Source organism: Gordonia tangerina, from assembly GCF_021556435.1.
Taxonomy (GTDB): Bacteria; Actinomycetota; Actinomycetes; order Mycobacteriales; family Mycobacteriaceae; genus Gordonia; species Gordonia tangerina.
Map to the genome: position 1 here is coordinate 50,595 of NZ_JAKGCU010000024.1, position 16,549 is coordinate 67,143.

17 protein-coding genes are annotated in these 16,549 nt (G+C 67.9%); 11 read left to right on the top strand and 6 right to left on the bottom strand.

Translation table 11 applies throughout. The features are described 5' to 3' along the window. The first annotated feature begins 3 nt into the window (after positions 1–3). From L1892_RS20065 to L1892_RS20080, 4 genes are all read left to right on the top strand, one after another. Positions 4–1,827: an Hsp70 family protein gene (locus L1892_RS20065; RefSeq protein ID WP_235725413.1), complete on the top strand. Its 1,824-nt coding sequence runs from the start codon at positions 4–6 to the stop codon at positions 1,825–1,827. Positions 1,828–1,942: 115 nt separating this feature from the next. Next, positions 1,943–2,530, top strand: coding sequence for an MSCRAMM family adhesin SdrC (locus tag L1892_RS20070; protein ID WP_235725414.1), 588 nt, complete (start codon positions 1,943–1,945; stop codon positions 2,528–2,530). A 61-nt stretch (positions 2,531–2,591) separates the two neighbouring features. Then, complete coding sequence (locus L1892_RS20075; RefSeq protein WP_235725415.1) at positions 2,592–3,083, top strand: hypothetical protein; 492 nt, start codon at positions 2,592–2,594, stop codon at positions 3,081–3,083. 238 nt (positions 3,084–3,321) lie between these two features. Continuing rightward, positions 3,322–5,250, top strand: a complete 1,929-nt coding sequence (locus tag L1892_RS20080) for an ATP-binding cassette domain-containing protein (protein WP_308191729.1) — start codon at positions 3,322–3,324, stop codon at positions 5,248–5,250. Positions 5,251–6,523: 1,273 nt separating this feature from the next. On the opposite strand, the gene L1892_RS20085 is transcribed toward L1892_RS20080, so the two are convergent. Further along, a complete protein-coding gene (locus L1892_RS20085; RefSeq protein ID WP_235725417.1) occupies positions 6,524–6,751 on the bottom strand; it encodes a CD225/dispanin family protein in 228 nt (75 codons plus the stop codon). Positions 6,752–7,010: 259 nt separating this feature from the next. Continuing rightward, positions 7,011–7,277: a CD225/dispanin family protein gene (locus L1892_RS20090; RefSeq protein WP_235725418.1), complete on the bottom strand. Its 267-nt coding sequence runs from the start codon at positions 7,275–7,277 to the stop codon at positions 7,011–7,013. A gap of 553 nt (positions 7,278–7,830) precedes the next feature. Here L1892_RS20090 and L1892_RS20095 point away from each other — a divergent pair. Beyond that, positions 7,831–8,211 carry a hypothetical protein gene (locus L1892_RS20095; RefSeq protein WP_235725419.1) on the top strand — a complete coding sequence of 127 codons (381 nt, stop codon included), beginning with the start codon at positions 7,831–7,833 and terminating at the stop codon, positions 8,209–8,211. Between the two features lie 39 nt (positions 8,212–8,250). After that, a complete protein-coding gene (locus tag L1892_RS20100; protein WP_235725420.1) occupies positions 8,251–8,808 on the top strand; it encodes an RNA polymerase sigma factor in 558 nt (185 codons plus the stop codon). Positions 8,809–8,974: 166 nt separating this feature from the next. On the opposite strand, the gene L1892_RS20105 is transcribed toward L1892_RS20100, so the two are convergent. The 3 genes from L1892_RS20105 to L1892_RS20115 all read right to left on the bottom strand — a co-directional run bounded on the left by L1892_RS20105 (position 8,975) and on the right by L1892_RS20115 (position 10,642). Further along, positions 8,975–9,691 (bottom strand): hypothetical protein, encoded by a 717-nt coding sequence (locus L1892_RS20105; protein ID WP_235725421.1) that lies wholly within the window; start codon positions 9,689–9,691, stop codon positions 8,975–8,977. Positions 9,692–9,828: 137 nt separating this feature from the next. Then, positions 9,829–10,161 carry a hypothetical protein gene (locus tag L1892_RS20110; protein WP_235725422.1) on the bottom strand — a complete coding sequence of 111 codons (333 nt, stop codon included), beginning with the start codon at positions 10,159–10,161 and terminating at the stop codon, positions 9,829–9,831. Between the two features lie 223 nt (positions 10,162–10,384). Further along, a complete protein-coding gene (locus tag L1892_RS20115) occupies positions 10,385–10,642 on the bottom strand; it encodes a hypothetical protein (RefSeq protein ID WP_235725423.1) in 258 nt (85 codons plus the stop codon). Between the two features lie 237 nt (positions 10,643–10,879). Here L1892_RS20115 and L1892_RS24945 point away from each other — a divergent pair, with 237 nt between their 5' ends. Further along, positions 10,880–12,145, top strand: coding sequence for a type IV toxin-antitoxin system AbiEi family antitoxin domain-containing protein (locus L1892_RS24945; protein WP_235725424.1), 1,266 nt, complete (start codon positions 10,880–10,882; stop codon positions 12,143–12,145). Between the two features lie 229 nt (positions 12,146–12,374). Here L1892_RS24945 and L1892_RS20125 read toward each other — a convergent pair whose 3' ends face one another. After that, positions 12,375–14,195, bottom strand: a complete 1,821-nt coding sequence (locus L1892_RS20125; protein ID WP_235725425.1) for a hypothetical protein — start codon at positions 14,193–14,195, stop codon at positions 12,375–12,377. A 207-nt stretch (positions 14,196–14,402) separates the two neighbouring features. Here L1892_RS20125 and L1892_RS20130 point away from each other — a divergent pair, with 207 nt between their 5' ends. The 4 genes from L1892_RS20130 to L1892_RS20145 all read left to right on the top strand — a co-directional run bounded on the left by L1892_RS20130 (position 14,403) and on the right by L1892_RS20145 (position 16,429). After that, positions 14,403–14,540 carry a hypothetical protein gene (locus tag L1892_RS20130; protein ID WP_235725426.1) on the top strand — a complete coding sequence of 46 codons (138 nt, stop codon included), beginning with the start codon at positions 14,403–14,405 and terminating at the stop codon, positions 14,538–14,540. Positions 14,541–14,811: 271 nt separating this feature from the next. Next, positions 14,812–15,468 carry an MspA family porin gene (locus L1892_RS20135; protein WP_235725427.1) on the top strand — a complete coding sequence of 219 codons (657 nt, stop codon included), beginning with the start codon at positions 14,812–14,814 and terminating at the stop codon, positions 15,466–15,468. Position 15,469: 1 nt separating this feature from the next. Beyond that, positions 15,470–15,874 carry a hypothetical protein gene (locus tag L1892_RS20140; protein WP_235725428.1) on the top strand — a complete coding sequence of 135 codons (405 nt, stop codon included), beginning with the start codon at positions 15,470–15,472 and terminating at the stop codon, positions 15,872–15,874. Between the two features lie 69 nt (positions 15,875–15,943). Beyond that, positions 15,944–16,429 (top strand): hypothetical protein, encoded by a 486-nt coding sequence (locus L1892_RS20145; RefSeq protein ID WP_235725429.1) that lies wholly within the window; start codon positions 15,944–15,946, stop codon positions 16,427–16,429. Positions 16,430–16,549 lie beyond the last annotated feature (120 nt).

The window sequence follows — 16,549 nt, forward strand, 5'->3', positions numbered from 1 at the left end:
CCCATGCCTTCTGCCCCGTGGATTCTGGCCATCGACTTCGGCACCTCCAACTCCGCAGCCGCCCACTCCGGCGCTACCAGCGGGGGAGTGGAAACACTGTCGCTGACCCACACCAGCCACCTGATGCCCTCAGCGGTATTCCTGCACACACCTGAGCGCATCATCGTCGGCGACGCCGCTGTCGATGCCGCCCAACACAATCCGGCCGGCTATGTGGCCTCCCCGAAACGACTGATCGGCGGCCACTCCATGACGATGGCCACCGTCAACGGCCACACCGTGCCAACCGCCACCTTGATCAGCGCCGTGCTGGGCACCATCATCGGCCGTGCGATCGCCGCCCATGCCGGCCAGCCCCCCAGCCAGGTCGTGTTGACCCATCCCGAGGCGTGGTCACCGCCGCAGATCGAGGTCCTCACCGACGCCGCCACCCGCGCCGGGGTCCCCGCGGCCGACATCAGCACCATCTCCGAACCACGTGCGGCCGCCGCCCACTATTCACGCTCGCACGCCATGCAACCCGGCGCCAAGATCGTGGTGTTCGACTTCGGCGGCGGCACCCTGGACATCGCGGTGCTCACTGTTACCGGCGACAGCGCATTCGAGGTGGTCGCCGCGCGCGGCAATAACGGGCTCGGCGGCAAAAACCTGGACGCGCTGATCCAACGGTGGGTGTTCGACCGTCTCGCCGAACGTGACCCGGAGCTGGTCGCCTGGCTACGACGCGGCGCCCCCATCGATGCTCTGCAAGCGCTGCAGGACTCGATCCGCCGCGCCAAGGAACTGCTCTCGGAAGCACCATCGGCGACCATCACCGTGCCCGCCCCCGCTGGCGGCCGCACCACCTTGCAGATCACCCGCAACGAGTTCGACGAACTCATCACCCCGGCGGTCGGCGAAGCGCTCCAGCTGACTCGGGCCACCCTGCTCGATGCCGGCATCACCCACCCCGACCAGATCACCGCCCTGTATCTGACCGGCGGATCGTCCCGGATCCCCCGCATCCAGCAGGAACTCGGCCAGGTCGGTCCGGTCGCCACCCTCGACGACCCGAAAACCGTTGTCGCCCAAGGTGCGGTCACCACAGCGTTGGCCGACACCGCCGCCGTCACCGAGCGGCGGGGGGTACCTGCGGCCAGTGACCTGATGCCGTCCTGGCACGACCAACCCGCCCACACCCCAGGACGCGGACAACCCTCGGCCACCGATGATGGCAGCACCGGCACCACCGGTCGGCGGTGGCCACGGCTCCTCGCCATCGCGGTCGCCGCGGTCGCCGTCATCGGCATCGGCAGTGCCGCAGTCGCATTGACCCGCGGCGGCGACGATGCCACCGACACCAACTCTGCAGCCTCACCGACCTCGACGGCCGCTGCCGCAGAGGCGACCGGTAAAGACGGTGGACCCATCATCACCGACCAGGACGAGCTGATGGCCGCGTTGCCCGGGACGATGCAGACCGAACTCGTCGATTGCCGCAAGACCGGTTTCACCAGCAACGAGGCCGTCGAAGTGATGTGTGACTATGCCCCGGAGAGCAGTCTGGCCGAGTTGGTCGACCCGATCGGCGACTTCCTGTCGTTTCATGTCGACGGCAACGAGGCCAACAGCCGCATCGTCAACATTCGCAACGGCATCTACACCCAGGGCAAAGGAGTGCTGGTGGAGTCGGCCGACCGCACCGCGGCCGCCGAGATCAACGCCGACGAGGTCGACGTCAGTATCGACTACGCCGATTCGGTGTCTGGGCTGATCATGAGTATCGGGGGACTGAAATCAGTGGAGGACGCCCGCACCTATTTGACCCGCTCCGGGCTGATCCGCTGACACACCGTCGACGCGGTCGGGAACATTACCGGCCACTGGCCGCATCACATTCCTGACACCACAACAACAGCAGCTACCCCCAAGCCTGGGGGCAGCGAACAGAAGGGGGCCACCCATGTCCGAGAACACCACCACCACTGAGTCCGCCGAGGCCACCGCCACTGACCCGGCGACGGTGTCGACACCGTTCGGTGAGGCCACCATCACCTCGACCACCGATGTGGACCGTGACGGCACCGTCGATGTCGTCCACACCGCCACCGCCGATGGCGCCGAGGTCAACGGCTACCTCGATGCCGAGGGCAACGTGGTGCTCATCGAAGCCGACTCCGACGCTGACGGCACCCTCGACACCGCCGTGTACGCCGGCGCTGACGGCACCACCATCGTCGAAGAAGACCTCGACAACGACGGCACCCTCGACGAGGTCACCACGGTCTCCGCCGGCGGCAACATCGACCGCATCGACGAAATCGACCACGGCCAGGTGGTGTCATCGATCCGCGACATCGACGGTGACGGCACCTTCGACGTCAAAGTCATCGACGCCGACGCCGACGGCACCTTCGAAACCACCGTCCTCGACGCCGACGACGACGGGCTGCCCGACACCGTCGTCACCGACACCGACGGTGACGGCATTGTCGACGACGTCCACTACGTCGACGGCGGACCCGACCACACCACCGACGACGTGATGTGACCCGACCCACCAACCGCGAGGTCATCGGAGATGGCCGGGCCGCCCCACGACAGGACTGCAGATGACCCACTACCCGGCTGCAGGACCGTCACCGATGCATCCACAGCCGCAGCATGATCCCGCGGTGCTGCGCAGACGAGCGGCGACCGCGTTGAGTGGCGCCATCGTGCTGTGGCTGCTCGTGGGCCTGATGATCCTCGCGGCACTGGCCAGAGCAGGCCAATCCGCAACCGGGCAGGGTGTGAGCGAGCCGAGTTCGGGCGCCGAGGCCCTCGGTCGGCTCGTCGGGACGGTCGGATTCCCAATCGCCGCCGCCCTCGGCGCGATCCTGCTGCACCGTCGCCGGGCACGCCTGCTGCGCCAGGCCCGCACGATCGAGACTGCCAGCCATCACGTGCACGGCGTCCTGCCACCCGGCCACACCTACCCGCCGCAGCCCTACCCGGCGCAGCCCTTCCCGAATGGGCGCATGCCCCCGCCGAGCTATGGGCCACCCGGGCACCTGCCGCCGACCTACCCTGCGCCGCCGCAGCACCACCCCGGCAGCCGCTGAACGACGGTCTAGTCCGACCGAAGCGGGAACATCTGTGCCGGGTCGCCGCGTCTGATGGGTGTCTACCACCTGTACCGGCGCCGTTTCCCGGCGAGATCGGAGATGTCTCGTGTTCAGCACCCGCCGCAATGCTGTTGCTGTCCCGCCGGCGACATCGGAGCACGGTCCGCGGCGACTGGCCGGAGGCCCGAACCTGGGTGCGCGCACCCGACACTGCGTTGGGGTGACGCTGTCGGAGGTGTGCACGGTAGGGCGCGGCGCTGCGAACACGGTGTGCGTGGATGACCGGCTGATCTCTCGCACACATGCCCAGCTCACCCGCACCGCATCAGGTCTGCGCCTGCAGGATCTGCAGTCGAGCAACGGCACCTACGTCAGCGGTCACCGTATCCACGACACCTACATCGATGACGGCGCGGTCATCACCTGCGGCAACACCGATTTCGTCGTCGACGGCCAGCAGTTGCGGCGCCTCCCCACCGCCACCAGCTCGAGCGGAGACGGTGTGCGCGTGGAGGGTGTCAGCCTCGTCGTCGATCGTGGGCTGCAGTTGCTCGAGGACATCTCGTTCACCGCTGCACCCGGCACGGTGACGGCTGTCATCGGGCCCTCCGGCGCCGGCAAGTCGACCTTGTCGTCGGTCATCGCCGGCTTGGCCACCCCCAGCAGCGGGCACGTGTTCTTCGACGGCCACGACGTACACGCCGACTACGACGCGCTGCGCACCCGCATCGGGATGGTGCCCCAACACGATGTGCTCCACCACACGCTCACCCTGCGCCGAGCTCTGAGCTATGCCGCCGAACTGCGATTGCCCCAAGACTTCTCACCCATCGATCGCGACCAGGTGATCGATGGTGTGCTCACCGAACTGGACCTCACCGCCCAGAGAGACACCCGCATCGACCGGCTCTCCGGCGGGCAACGCAAACGGGCGTCGGTCGCGATGGAACTACTCACCAGCCCGGCACTACTGATCCTCGACGAACCGACCTCCGGGCTCGATCCGGCCCTGGACCGCCAGGTGATGGTCACCCTGCGCCGGCTGGCCGATGCCGGCCGCTCGGTGCTGGTGGTCACCCACTCGTTGACCCACCTGGACATGTGTGACCAGGTGCTGCTACTGGCACCCGGCGGCAAGACCGCGTTCTGCGGACCTGCCCACGAGGTATCGGAGGTGATGGGCAGCAGCGACTGGGCCGACATCTTCGGCTACGTTGCCGCCCACCCCGACACCGCCCACCACCAACACCGTCGCCGCCGCGGTGGCTCGGGCACCAACGATGTAACCGTCGTGCCCCACCGACGCAGCAAGCCGTCACCGCCACCGCCGACCAGTTCCGCTGCCCACCAAGCCAGTACGGTCGCGCGCCGCCAATGCCGGTTGATCATCGCCGACCGCGGCTACCTGGCGTTCCTGGCGGTGATGCCGATCGTGCTCGGTCTGCTGACGCTGGTCATACCGGGCGACGCCGGCTTCACCGTCGCCACCCACCCCGACACCGCCGGCGAAGCAGTGCAAATCTTGATCATCCTCACCATCGGCGCCACCTTCATGGGCACCGCCCTCACGGTGCGCGACCTGGTTGGTGAACGCGCCATCTACCACCGCGAACACGCCGTCGGGCTCCGCCCCGGCGCCTATCTGACCGCGAAAATTGCGGTCTACATCGCCGCCACCACCGGCCAAACCGCGATCATGCTCGCCATCACCTACCTCGGCAAAGGCACACCCACCACCCCCAGCGGCGCGATCACCCTGACGGTGGTGACCGCGACGACCGCAGCGGTCGGAGTGCTCGTCGGACTGGCGATCTCGGCGACCGTGCACTCCACCGAACAAACCATGCCGCCCCTGGTCATCGCGATCATCGCCCAACTGGTGTTCTGCGGCGGCCTGTTCCAACTCACCACACCCGTGGTCGCCCAGCTGAGCTGGCTATTTCCCTCCCACTGGGGCTACGCACTGGCCGCGGGCGCCGTCGACCTGCCCACCATCGCCCCGGCCGCCCCACAAACCCACGACACCGCCCTGTTCACCCCGAACCTCAGCAGCCTCGTGCTATCGGGCAGTGCGCTTCTGCTGACCGCGACCGTGCTGATCACCTACACCAGCACCCGCCTGAACCCGACCGCACGACGGCACGGACAGCGCACACCCTCCTGACGCTGGTCTTCTGAGGCCTGGCTGGCCCGACCGCTGCATGTTGAGCGCGTGTACCTTTGAGAACCCCGTAGGCAACGATGACAAGTCCGCAGAGGCCACCGCCCAGGTCCGACGTGCTGTGCAGGCCACCTCCAGCCGCTTTGACCAATGGCGATGCCACAGCCTTTAACGCCTCCCAGTGTCCGGAAAGCTCGTGGACTCCACGAGCCTTTCTCCGGTGCTGTTGACAGTGCGTCTCGATCGGGTTGAAGACATTGCCATTTCGGGGAGCACTGCCACAGCACGATCGGTGCACCACACCGTCGACAACCTACGTAAGGTCAACGCAGAGACTGTGCGCCTGCGCATGATTGATGGAACTGGAAGGTCTGTTAACGGTGGCGTTCGGACTGTGGGTACTGGTTGCACTGCTCGTTGTGGTTGTGCTGATCGTCAGCGAAGTCGTCCGCCATAGAACAGAGAGTTTCCTCGCTGGGGCGGTGACAGCGGTGGCGAGTGGAATCGCAGCATATGTCGTTGTCATTTCTGTTCTGCTTGTCACTTCATACTGATCACGCGCGGAGATGCCGCCGGCGATACCCCGCGCCGAGGGCATGTCTGACAATGCGTCGGACGCATACAAGCCGATCGAGGCCCCAGAACCGACGACGGACGGATCAACGTCTCCAGCCGTAGCAGTCGGCGACCGGCCGCGTGGCAGACAGGCCGACGGCCCGCACCTCACGGTAGGAGGGGCGGGCCGTCGGGAGTGCAGCAAGGACGCAGCTCAGCGTGGCGCCCTGTCGTAGGGGGAGGTACCGCCCTGATGGCCGGTGCGCGCCCCGTCGGTGGGGGAGGTGCCCCTCTGGTGCGGAGCCTTCGTGGAGGAAGATCCCGGAGCCACGTCAGTGGGGGAGGTGCCCCCCTGATGCGGCACCAGCGGTTTGGCGTGCGTGGGCGGGGTGTAGACATAGTCGTCCGGGCCGCCCCCGGCACTCGCGCCGCCGGCGGCCAAGGCTGAACCTGCCACCGCTGCGGCCGCCAACCCCGTCACCGCGGTGATGCGCAGCCGGCGAGTGAACTGTCGTCGTTGTCCTGACATAATGGGTGATGTTCCCTTCGTTGTTGGTTGGTTCAGGTCGGAGCAGTCTGTGGCGCAGTGCATTTGACGCCAGCTACCCCCCTGGTCCCGATCGGGACAACAATGAGATGCACTCGACCGCCGGGAAAGTTCCCCAACGTCCACGCCAATTGGTGGCCACGAGTGATCCCCGTGCGCAGCGGGGCCCGTACGTCACAGCATCGACCAGGCGACCAAGGCGGTGACCAGAAGCGCCCACGCCCAGACGCCTAGTGCCAGCGACCCCAATGCCCGAGCGCGCTCGGAGGCATGGTGGGCACCAGCGTGGTCGCCGGTAAGCCACAGCCCGGTGACGCGGGAGGCATGGTGGAGTGCGACGATTCCCAGCGGCCAGAAGAACACCAGAGCGACCCCGGCCCACCCGGCATGGGTATCGGGCATTGCCGGTGCGTTCGGGTCGGTTGTGGTGGAAGTGTCGGTGCTGCGTTGACGTGGATACACGGGGCTCCTCACTCGAGTCGGGGTCAGGCGACACCACGTGCCGGCGGCAGCCACCTCCGCGGCACCGACGTGAACGTGCGGGTGACAAGCGGATGGGGAGGACGTTTCGCGGTGAGGAGCCACCGCCGCCGCTCGGCGCGGGCAGAGATGACGCTGGGGTTGCCACGCGCAGCATGGACGGCCCCAGCAGGGAGTTCAGTCAGTAGTAGGAGTAGGAACTGGCCGAGGACAGGGCGGTGCTGATCATCACGGCGTAGAACACGATCACTGCGACGGTGAGGACCGCCCAGATCGCCAGTGCCACCTTGCCGAGTGTTTTGGCGCGGCGGGAGGCGTCTTCAGCGGCGATGTGATCGCCGGACAACCACAGGCGGATCACATTCGACGAGTGAGTGAACGCGGCAAAAGCCAACGGCCAGAAAAAGATCACGGCCGCTACCGCCCAGCCGACGTTCGTGGCCGGCATCGGGACGCTCGGGCGCTGTGGCGCGGGTGGGGCCGCCGGCATGGACGGGCGCGGCGATGCGGACGGTGACGACTGAGAGGGATACATCGGGCAGCTCCTTGCTGTCGGTGTGGTGAGGTGAAGCGCATTGGCAAAGACGCACATGAGATGCCGGACCTCCGACCGGAAGTTCCACTGCCGCTGTGTGATCTGGCGCACACGGTGGTGTGTGCAGACGCGCTGCGCGATAGAGGTACGACCAGCAGTCGTGGCCAGGGCAAACGGAACCGGGCTGGTCGGTGGCGGTCTTCATGCGGTGGGGAGAGGTCAGCGCAGCAGCGTCTCCCTGAGATGACCGGCGGGAGAGAATGTCGACAGGCCCCAGCCGGGTTTCGGTAGTGGAATGCGCCGGATGTCCGAGCGTCGGCGGGGCGTTACGGGCTTGCTGGCGGGCGCGGCCTCGCAGAGACACCGGCGGGAACAATCGACGGTGGCCGTAGCATCAGATGCGTGAGTAGCCGCCCGCACCAGCGGGCGGTGACGCACATCCGTTACCCGATTGGAGACTTCGCCCATGCCAGAGGAGCCGTCGCTACTGGCGTCGCTAGGCATCGATGTCGATGCGTTGCCACCACCACCGGCAGGGGTGTGGGACCACGCGGTGCAGGCCGCGTTCGATCCGTCGGCGGCTGCGGACCCAGACACGGTGCCCGACATGGACGACAGCCCAACGCCCGACGATGACGACATGATCATCACCGCAGACGACGACGCCGGCGACACCGATGTAGACACCGCCGAGGATCAACCCGGCGACGAGCCGCCGGATTTCACGTCAGTGGCTGCCGAGGACAACGACGTCGACCCCGGCACCCACACAGACCACCACGACGAGGCTGCCGCGCTCAGCCACGACGTCGACGGCAGCGATGACGAGGGACAGTACGATCTCTGAAATGGTCAGTGCGACGAGCGCACCAACGTGGGGGAGTTGATGGACGAAGCGGAGCTACTGGTAGCGGCCCGCAGCGGCGACCAGCAGGCCTTCGCCGACCTCGTCGGCGCGCACCGCACCCACGTGTGGGCGGTGTGCCTCAACATCTGCGCCAACACCCACGACGCCGAAGACGCCCTGCAGAACACCCTGGTCGCGGCATGGCAGAACCTGCACAAATTTCGTGGCGAAGCCAAGTTCTCCACCTGGCTGCACCGCATCGCCGCCAACAACGCGCTGGCGATCGTACGCAAACGCAAAGCCAACACCCACCTCACCGACTTCACCGACCCCGAACAGCCGATCCAGCTCGTCGACGACAACGGCAGTGCCGCGTTCGACGAACAGATCGCGCTGCGAGACGCAGTCCGTGACGCATTGGCCGCGCTACCCGAGGACTTCCGCGAAGCGATCGTGCTGCGCGAGTTCGGCGATCTCACCTACGCCGACATCGCCGCCCACCAAGGTGTCGGCGTGCAGACGGTCAAGTCACGACTGAACCGAGCGCGCACCCAGCTGGCCGCCCGGCTGCGCGAGCATACCCCCATCCAGCCCTGAAACCGACTGAGGTGCGGTCAAATTGGTGGCCCCGCGCACAATCTTCATCCCCGGGGCCAGCGGGCCGGCGAGTGAAACACCAGCGCGGCCGTGCCGCACTGGTGCGACACGGCCGTCATGGATGGCAGATGACTGGTGCTGTGGGGGTGCGACTGTCCGGAGTCCGTCAGACGATCGAGTCGTCGAAGCCGCCACTGGTGGCGGGGTCTTCGGGACTCGGGCTGGGGTCGTCGCCGTAGGTGTTGCCCGAATCGTCGGAGTAGGAGTCGATCTGCCCGTCGCCGTCGTAGTCGACACCGTAGGTGTCGAGTTGCCCGTCGCCGTCGGTGTCGGCGCCGTAGGAGTCGAAGGTGCCGTCGCCGTCGGTGTCCATGGCGATCCCGTCGGCCTGGCCGTCGCGGTCGGTGTCGGCGACAAGGGTGTCAATCTGGCCGTTGCCGTCGTAATCGACAGCGGTGGCCACGATCTGGCCGTCGTCGACCATATCGATCTGGGTGGTGTTGCCGGTCTCGTCGACGTGGGCGACGGTGTCGACCTCGCCGTCGTAGTCGGTGTCGGAGATGATCTCGACCCCGCCGTCGGCGGTGGGCGCTGCAGCGATGTCGACCAGGCCGTCGGCGTTGGTGTCGGCCTCCATCAACGTCACGTTGCCCGCCTCGTCGTAGTGCACAGCCACATCGTTGCCGGCGCTGTCGGTGGTGTAGCGGACATCATCCTCGCCGCTGGCCGGTGCGGGCTGCGCGGCCGCAGGCGCGTCTGCGGCCGGTGCGGGCTGCTGCGCGGCCGCGGGGGTGGCTGCCGGATCGGCGGACTCGTCATAGGGCCGGTCCGGGCTGATGGTGGGCTGGGCGGGCGTGGTGTGGGCTGCGGTGCTGTCCGACATTGCTGTTTTCCCCTCGAAATGATGTGTCAGGCGAACGTGTCGGAGATCTGATGTCCCCCGACCATCGTTTTGTTCCCGCCGACACCCTAACCGGTCACATCGACCTACGCGTGAGCCGTATGAGCTGCGATTTCTGCTCAGGCGGTGGCGAGCTGGCGATACTGCGCCGCCAGGTCTGCGAAGTATCGGCGGCCGGCGGCGACGTAGCGGCCGACCTCGGGGTTGGCGATGGCGTCGGTGCGTAGCTGGTGGGCCAGTGAGGCGGCGATCAGGTCGGCCACCACCGCAGGATCGACCCCGTCGGCGCCACCCCAGAAACGAGGATCGCTGTTGTTGAGCGCGGCCGCTGCTGCCCGCAGCTCCGCACACGTCGACGGGCAATGCGCACCCCGGCCGGCGACCGCCGCCAGATCGCTGACCATGCGCCGCAGCGCGGTGCGCGGATCGCCGCCATGCGCTGCATCATTCACGTGAATGACTCCTATCGGCTCGTGGTGGCGCACCCACCGCCCGGTGCGAGTCGGGCACCATTCGGTCCTCGAATCGAGTGGGCGGCACTATTCATCATCACAGCACAGTCGGACAGACTCGCCACCCGCTGTGGCGGCCACCTGCACTGCGAGTAGCCACAGATCCGGCCCACCACGATGGGTCGTGGCGGGCCGGATCTGGCCGATGCTGCTCGGCAAGGGGTCAGTAGGGGCGATACACCTTGAGCTGGCCGGCGTCGCCGATCGGATCGCCGTAGCCCTTCCGTGTGAGGTCATCACCTCCCGGACCGCCGAAGTCCCGGGTCTCAACCAGATCGAGGATGCTGCCTCTCGACGATCCTTCCGGGGCCGGCAGGGCGCCGCCGGGATCGGCGGCGAAGGCGGCTCCGGCTCCGAAGGTGGCCAGGCCCGCAGCGAGCAGGGTGCCGGCGAGGACGCGGCGGATCGGTGTTGCAGCCATGAAACGGTGCTCCTATCAAGTGATGTTCGATTGCCACGGGTGTGGCGTATAGACACCGATCTTTGATACACGGAGAAGCCGGGAAAGTTCCCCCCGACGTCTGCGACCTACGCCGTGGGGCGGTGTCGCCGCGGTTGTGGGGTGCTGCGGGTTGTGGGTTTACGCTGGTGGCCGGTGCAGACAGTCACACCCGGAGTCGGCTTTGGTGGCTGTCGGGGGAGGGTGCGCGCGGTGCGGGTGACTGAGGAGAAACAGCGGCGGGTGGCTGCTGCGTGTGCCCGCCAGTGGGGGCTGATCACCTCGGCGCAGATCGCGGTGCTGGGGCTGCACGGCCAAGACGCCAAGCGAATGCGCGATGCCGGAGTCCTGATCACTGTGCAGCGCGGCGTGCATCGCCACCACCATGTCACCGAGACCGTGCCGACGCTGCTGACCGACGCGCGGTGCGCCTGGCTGCTGACGCGCCCGGCGATGTGGCACGAGGATCGGTTGGCGTTGCCCGCTCCGGACGCGGTAGTGACGGCGACGACAGCATTGGCCCTGCACGGCATCACCACCACACAGGGTGTATTGCCGGAGATCGCCATGGACACCGAGCGGTCCTACCGATCGACCGCACGCATCCTGACTCCGCCCGACGGCCTCGACTGGTCACAGGTGCAACTGATCGACGGATTGCCGATCGCGCCGCCGATCCCGGCGCTGGCCGCCGTCATCGCGGCTGCTGCGGCTGATCACAGCGTCGAGCGCAGCGTTGACCTGACGGCGTTCGTGGCCTCCGCTGTCGCGCACATCTGCGCCGACGCCGCCGATCACCCCGACAGTGAGGCGGTCATCGGTGCGGTGGCCAGTGTGGTCGGCCGACGCTCCACCCAGGTCGTCGACGTCACACAGATGCTGGCCAGCATCTGCCGCACCGCCGGGGTGCCAGAACAGGTCCTCGCTCAGACGGTGCTAGCCGGGCAGTGGAATCTGGCGGTACCCGTTGACCGCACCCGCCAGGCGGTTGCGGCCGTACTCGCCGCCGTGTTCACCGGACCGACCCCGGCACTGCCGGCGGTGCTTACCGGACTGTTCAGTGCCGACCCGCCGGGGCGGGTGTGGCAGTGCGCGCACCGCGGGTGTCCGGATCGCGCGACCGGGTCGGGCTACTGCTCGCGCCACCGCGTCCTCGAGGTCCGCACCCGCACCACCCGCCCCGCCACCGACGGGGACGAAATACCCCGGTCGGGGTTCGGCCTCTACGGTCGCCTCGACGACGACGGACACACAGTCCTGTGCCACGAATGCGGCCGCCGACTCCGACACATCAACGCACGGCACCTCGCCGGCCACGACATGACCGCCGCCGACTACCGTCTGGCCCACGGCATCTCACCGATGGTCGGCCTCATCAGCAGCGACGGCCACCGCCGACGCGCCCAGAACTCATTCGACCAGGACAGACCGGACATGCTGCGCCGACTGCGCCCCACATCGACAAGTCCGACCAGGCGGCGGTGACTGCCCCGAACAGACCCGAGCCATATCAGTAGCCGCAGCTTTGCCCGTATTGCTGCGGAGGTATTTGCCGAGGGCACAGGGCTACGCTGGTGATAGGTAGCGGCACGCCCCGAAAGTGCCGACGCATGGTAACTGCGAACATCGGTCCCAGGCCGACCCTTAATAGGCGCAGCGGGTATGGTTCACGCTACTGGTAGCGATGCACCACCCTCAGCATCGACAATTACGCTTATACGTCCCTGACCGCGGTCGGGGCATCACCCGATGCGCGGGTGAGCATTGTCGCCGTCGCCGCGCGATGCTGGTCGTAGCGGTGCCCGCAGCCCTGACACACCATTGCGCCGTCGAGCACGGTGCGGGTGCTGCTGGTGTGACCGCACTGCGGGTGAGTGGTGGCCAATCCTGACGCCGACACGGTCACCACCTCCACCCCGTCGCGGTGGGCCGCCGCCACCAGCAACTCGCGGAGCGATCCCGGCGCGACCACCGCGCGGCGCTGCGCCACCCGGCGCCGCACCTGCGGGTGGAGCGCTGTGTCGCCGCGGGCAGCTGCGGCGGCGATGTCGGGCAACGACAAGTCGTCGACGACCACCCGCCCCGCCAGGCCGACCAGGTGGGCGGCGGCCTGCCGGTAGAGGTCGCGGCGGCGGCGTAACGCCTTGGTGCGGGCATGTTCCTGGCGTCGCCACACCGGAATATCGTTGTGCCGCCACTGTTCTAGCGTTGCGATGATATCGGAGGCGTCGTCGGGTGGCTGCTGGGTCCACTGCTGGTGCAGCCACGCCAGCCGCGCCGGGCTCGCCCAGCGGGCCACCTCGGTGGGGGCGAGAACCTGATTCGGGTCACTCGGGTGGGGGACGGGCCCGTGCTCGGTGAGCCAGTCGACCACCGCCGCACGGGTGTGTCGCATCGCTTCGATGCGGCCGGCACCCAGCGTGGCCGCGTGCGCGACCTGGTCGGGCACCGACCGCGGCAGCCGCACCTGCCCGGTCATGCCGTCGGGGTCGACGGAGATCACCTCGCGCAGATGCGCCGCGATGCTGATCGGCCGACTCGACCGCCAGTCGGCGACGATCAGGTGCTCACCACCGTCGCGCCACCCCAACCGCACCGCCACGTCCGGACCCGCCGACACCTCGGCCGCGGCGTCATCGATGCGGGCCACCACCGAAATCTGGGCGCGCCGCTGGTCACTGACCCGCGACACCGTCAACCGGGCGAGCACGATCTCGGCGCCGGCGGCCAGCATGCGGTGCTGTTGGACCGGCACCTGCAGCCACACAGGGTGTCCCTGGTGCTGGCCGCACCGCATCCGCACCGTCACCCGACCCCGGCGGCGCTGCTCGGCGCGCGTCAACCCCGCCCATTCGTGCGGATCGGTCCACGGCACCACCAACAGATTGCGGTACCGTCCGTCCGGGTCGGCGATCGCGGCCGGGGTGCGCGCGGGGCCGCCAGCCTCACGCTGCAGCTGCACCGTGAGGGTGCCGGTGCCATCGAACCGGCGCCGTTTGAGGTTCGCACTGCGACCCTGCTTGCGTTGCGCGGTGATCTTTTTCATCGTCGACTTGTGGTTGGCGACCACCTCATTGAACGTCGCCCAAAACAGGTCGCCGTCGGTGCAGAACTGTTTGTAGAGCTGCTTGTGCCGGGCATACAACTGCTCATGGATCTGCCGGATCTGCGGGTCGACCACCGGCCGTGCGAGGCTGATCTCGCTGCGCCGCCGCACCCGGGCCTCCCGCACCGCCCGACGTGCCTGCGCCAACCGGGCGGCCGGCGGACCGGTGACACGGCGGCGGGTTCCGCCCCGCAGATCGGCCACCACCTGCTCGGCCGCGGAGACCTCCTGCTGGGCCAGGGCGAGTGCTTCTTCGGCGGCAGCCACCTGCGGCACCTGCGACCACACCCCGCGCAGCGTCTCCTCCACCTCGAGCTGCGCGGTGACCAGCTCCTCCCGCAGCTGATGGGCCAACCGCAACTGCGACTGCAACATCGGCGGAAACTCCCACCGGTAATGCACCCCCATGGTGACCGCAACGACCGCCACCCCAACACCCCTTCACCGTCTGCCGACCGACAGGCCGGCCCGCACGCTCGCATCGTAGGCCAACCGCTGCCACCACCAGGCACCTCGACGGCAGGCCCCCCAAGACAGCGACCGAGGTGGCCCCGGGAACATTCGCGGCCGCTGGGCGCATCTCATCGGTGTCTGCATCGCGGCAGACACCGATACCCAGGGAGAAAGGCACCCATCATGTTCGCGACACCCTCATCGAGCGCCCCAGCCCGCCGCGTACACGCCGCTGCCGGCGGACTGGTGCTGGCCGCCAGCCTCGCCGCTGTACCCGCCAGTGCCGGACCGGTCCAGCCGGGCACCCAGCTCTGCCACTGACCCACACCAACCACCCTGAGTGACACCACGACCCGAGGACAGAGCAGAACACGGGCCTGTCCCCATCGTCGGTGTCGTTCAGGTGAACGACAGTCACGGCGAACCAGATCCGCCGTGCTAACGTCCGATTTTGCTGACTGCATGTAGCGATCTGCGGGGGGATCACTGGGGAAGGCAGCACCCGATCACGGGTGCGCCTACCCCAAAGCGTCGACGTCTCCCTGCGGGCCTGCCCCAACAGAGGAGAAATACCCCGATGATGAGACGCTGGATGTCTCGAAGCGCCCTGGCCCTGCTGGCCGCGGCCGCAGGATTGGCGCTGATCGCGCCGTCGGCCGCCGACGCGGCCACCAGTTCCCGAGTGCAGAAAACTCAGGACGGCATCTATCTCGAGGTGTCACAGAAAAACCTGAAGATCCGGTCGGTGCCGCCGCTGGATTCCTCCCCGATGAGCCGCGAAGCGTTCCTCGGCGCCACCAACACCGCCACCATCACCGGCCCCCGCGGCACCCTGATCCAGAGCGCCGACTTCGAAACCGGCTACCAGATCGGCTACCCGGTGTCGTTCGCGCCCACCGGTATCGCGGTCACCATGTCCACACCGAGCCTCAGCGTCGGCGGCGGTGTCAACATCTCGCCGACCATCACCCCGACCGAGATCCCGATCGGCGGCGACGTCAGCGCCGACGTGACAGTCATTCCCGCCCAGACCCTGTCGTTCACCGTCGAACACGGCGGAATCACCGACGTGCCGCTGGCCCAGGGCGCCATGAACTCACCGCGCGCCTCAGCGGACTTCGCCGGCGTGCATCTGATGGTCAACTCGGCCATGGGCCCGGTCACCGTACGGACCTACACCAAGATGCGGGTGCGCACCGCCACCGGCACCTCCGAAGTCGTCACCTACGGTCCCGCGTGGAGGATCTGACATGCCCGATACCCCACAACCGTCGAGACCGACAGTGCCGCAGATTATTCGATGGGTCGCGCCGGTCGTACTCGCGGGCGGAGTGCTCGCCACAGCGCTGACCATCGGGTCGGCCGGCGCCGATACCCCGACCAGCCCGCCGCCGGCGACCGCCGCCGAGGACACCACCACCGCACCCACCGACCCGACCGAACCCACCGAACCCACCGAGCCGACCGCACCGGTCGAGCCCGGCGGCACCACGCTGGAAACCACCATCATCGAAACCGCACCACCAGCCGCAGCACCACCACCGGCCGGTGCGGACACTGACTCGCCGGCAGACGGGGCAACCCCGGGTGGCTGGTTCGTTCTCGGCGAAGCTGCTCCAGCGGTCCCCGAACCCGGATCGTTCGTCCTGCCCTAGCAACCCCCAGGCCGCCACCAGCAGAGGGGGCGGCCACAGCAGAAGGTTGGAACACATCAGATGACATCGATGACGTCGAGACGACGGCTCATCGCCGCGACCTGCGCGGCCGCCGGCGTGATGTTCGCCAGCGTGCTCGGAGCGGCGAGCGCCCAGGCGGCCTACCCCACAGGGTGGACCGATATCGCCGGCACCTGTGCCGAGGCGCCCGCCGTCGGGGCCACAGTGCCGATCACCGACCGCGCCAACCACACCACCAGCAGCTCGCCGTGGGTGAAGGTCAACGCCCAGCAAGCCGGGCAGCTGACCGGCTACCAGTCGTATGTGGTGGCCTTCGACACCGCACGAGTGACCTCGGTGCAGTGCACCAACGGTCGCCTCGCAGTACGCAAGGTCTACGACAGCGGCATCGTGACCACCACCAACCGGGTCGACTGGTCACACAGTGGCGGCACCTCCCCGCAGGTCCTCAACCGTCACACCGACCGGATGGCGTTCTCGGCGCTGACCTGCCACCACAACTGGTGCGCCCCCACGGCCACCCTCAACCCCTGACCCAACCCAACGAGTTCTGCAGTCGGGGAACACTTCCGGGCACCACCGACGTCACATCGTGGCCGCACCACCCGCACAGCCAGTGCGGACACCGAGGCGGCATCAGTAAGCACTCACTGC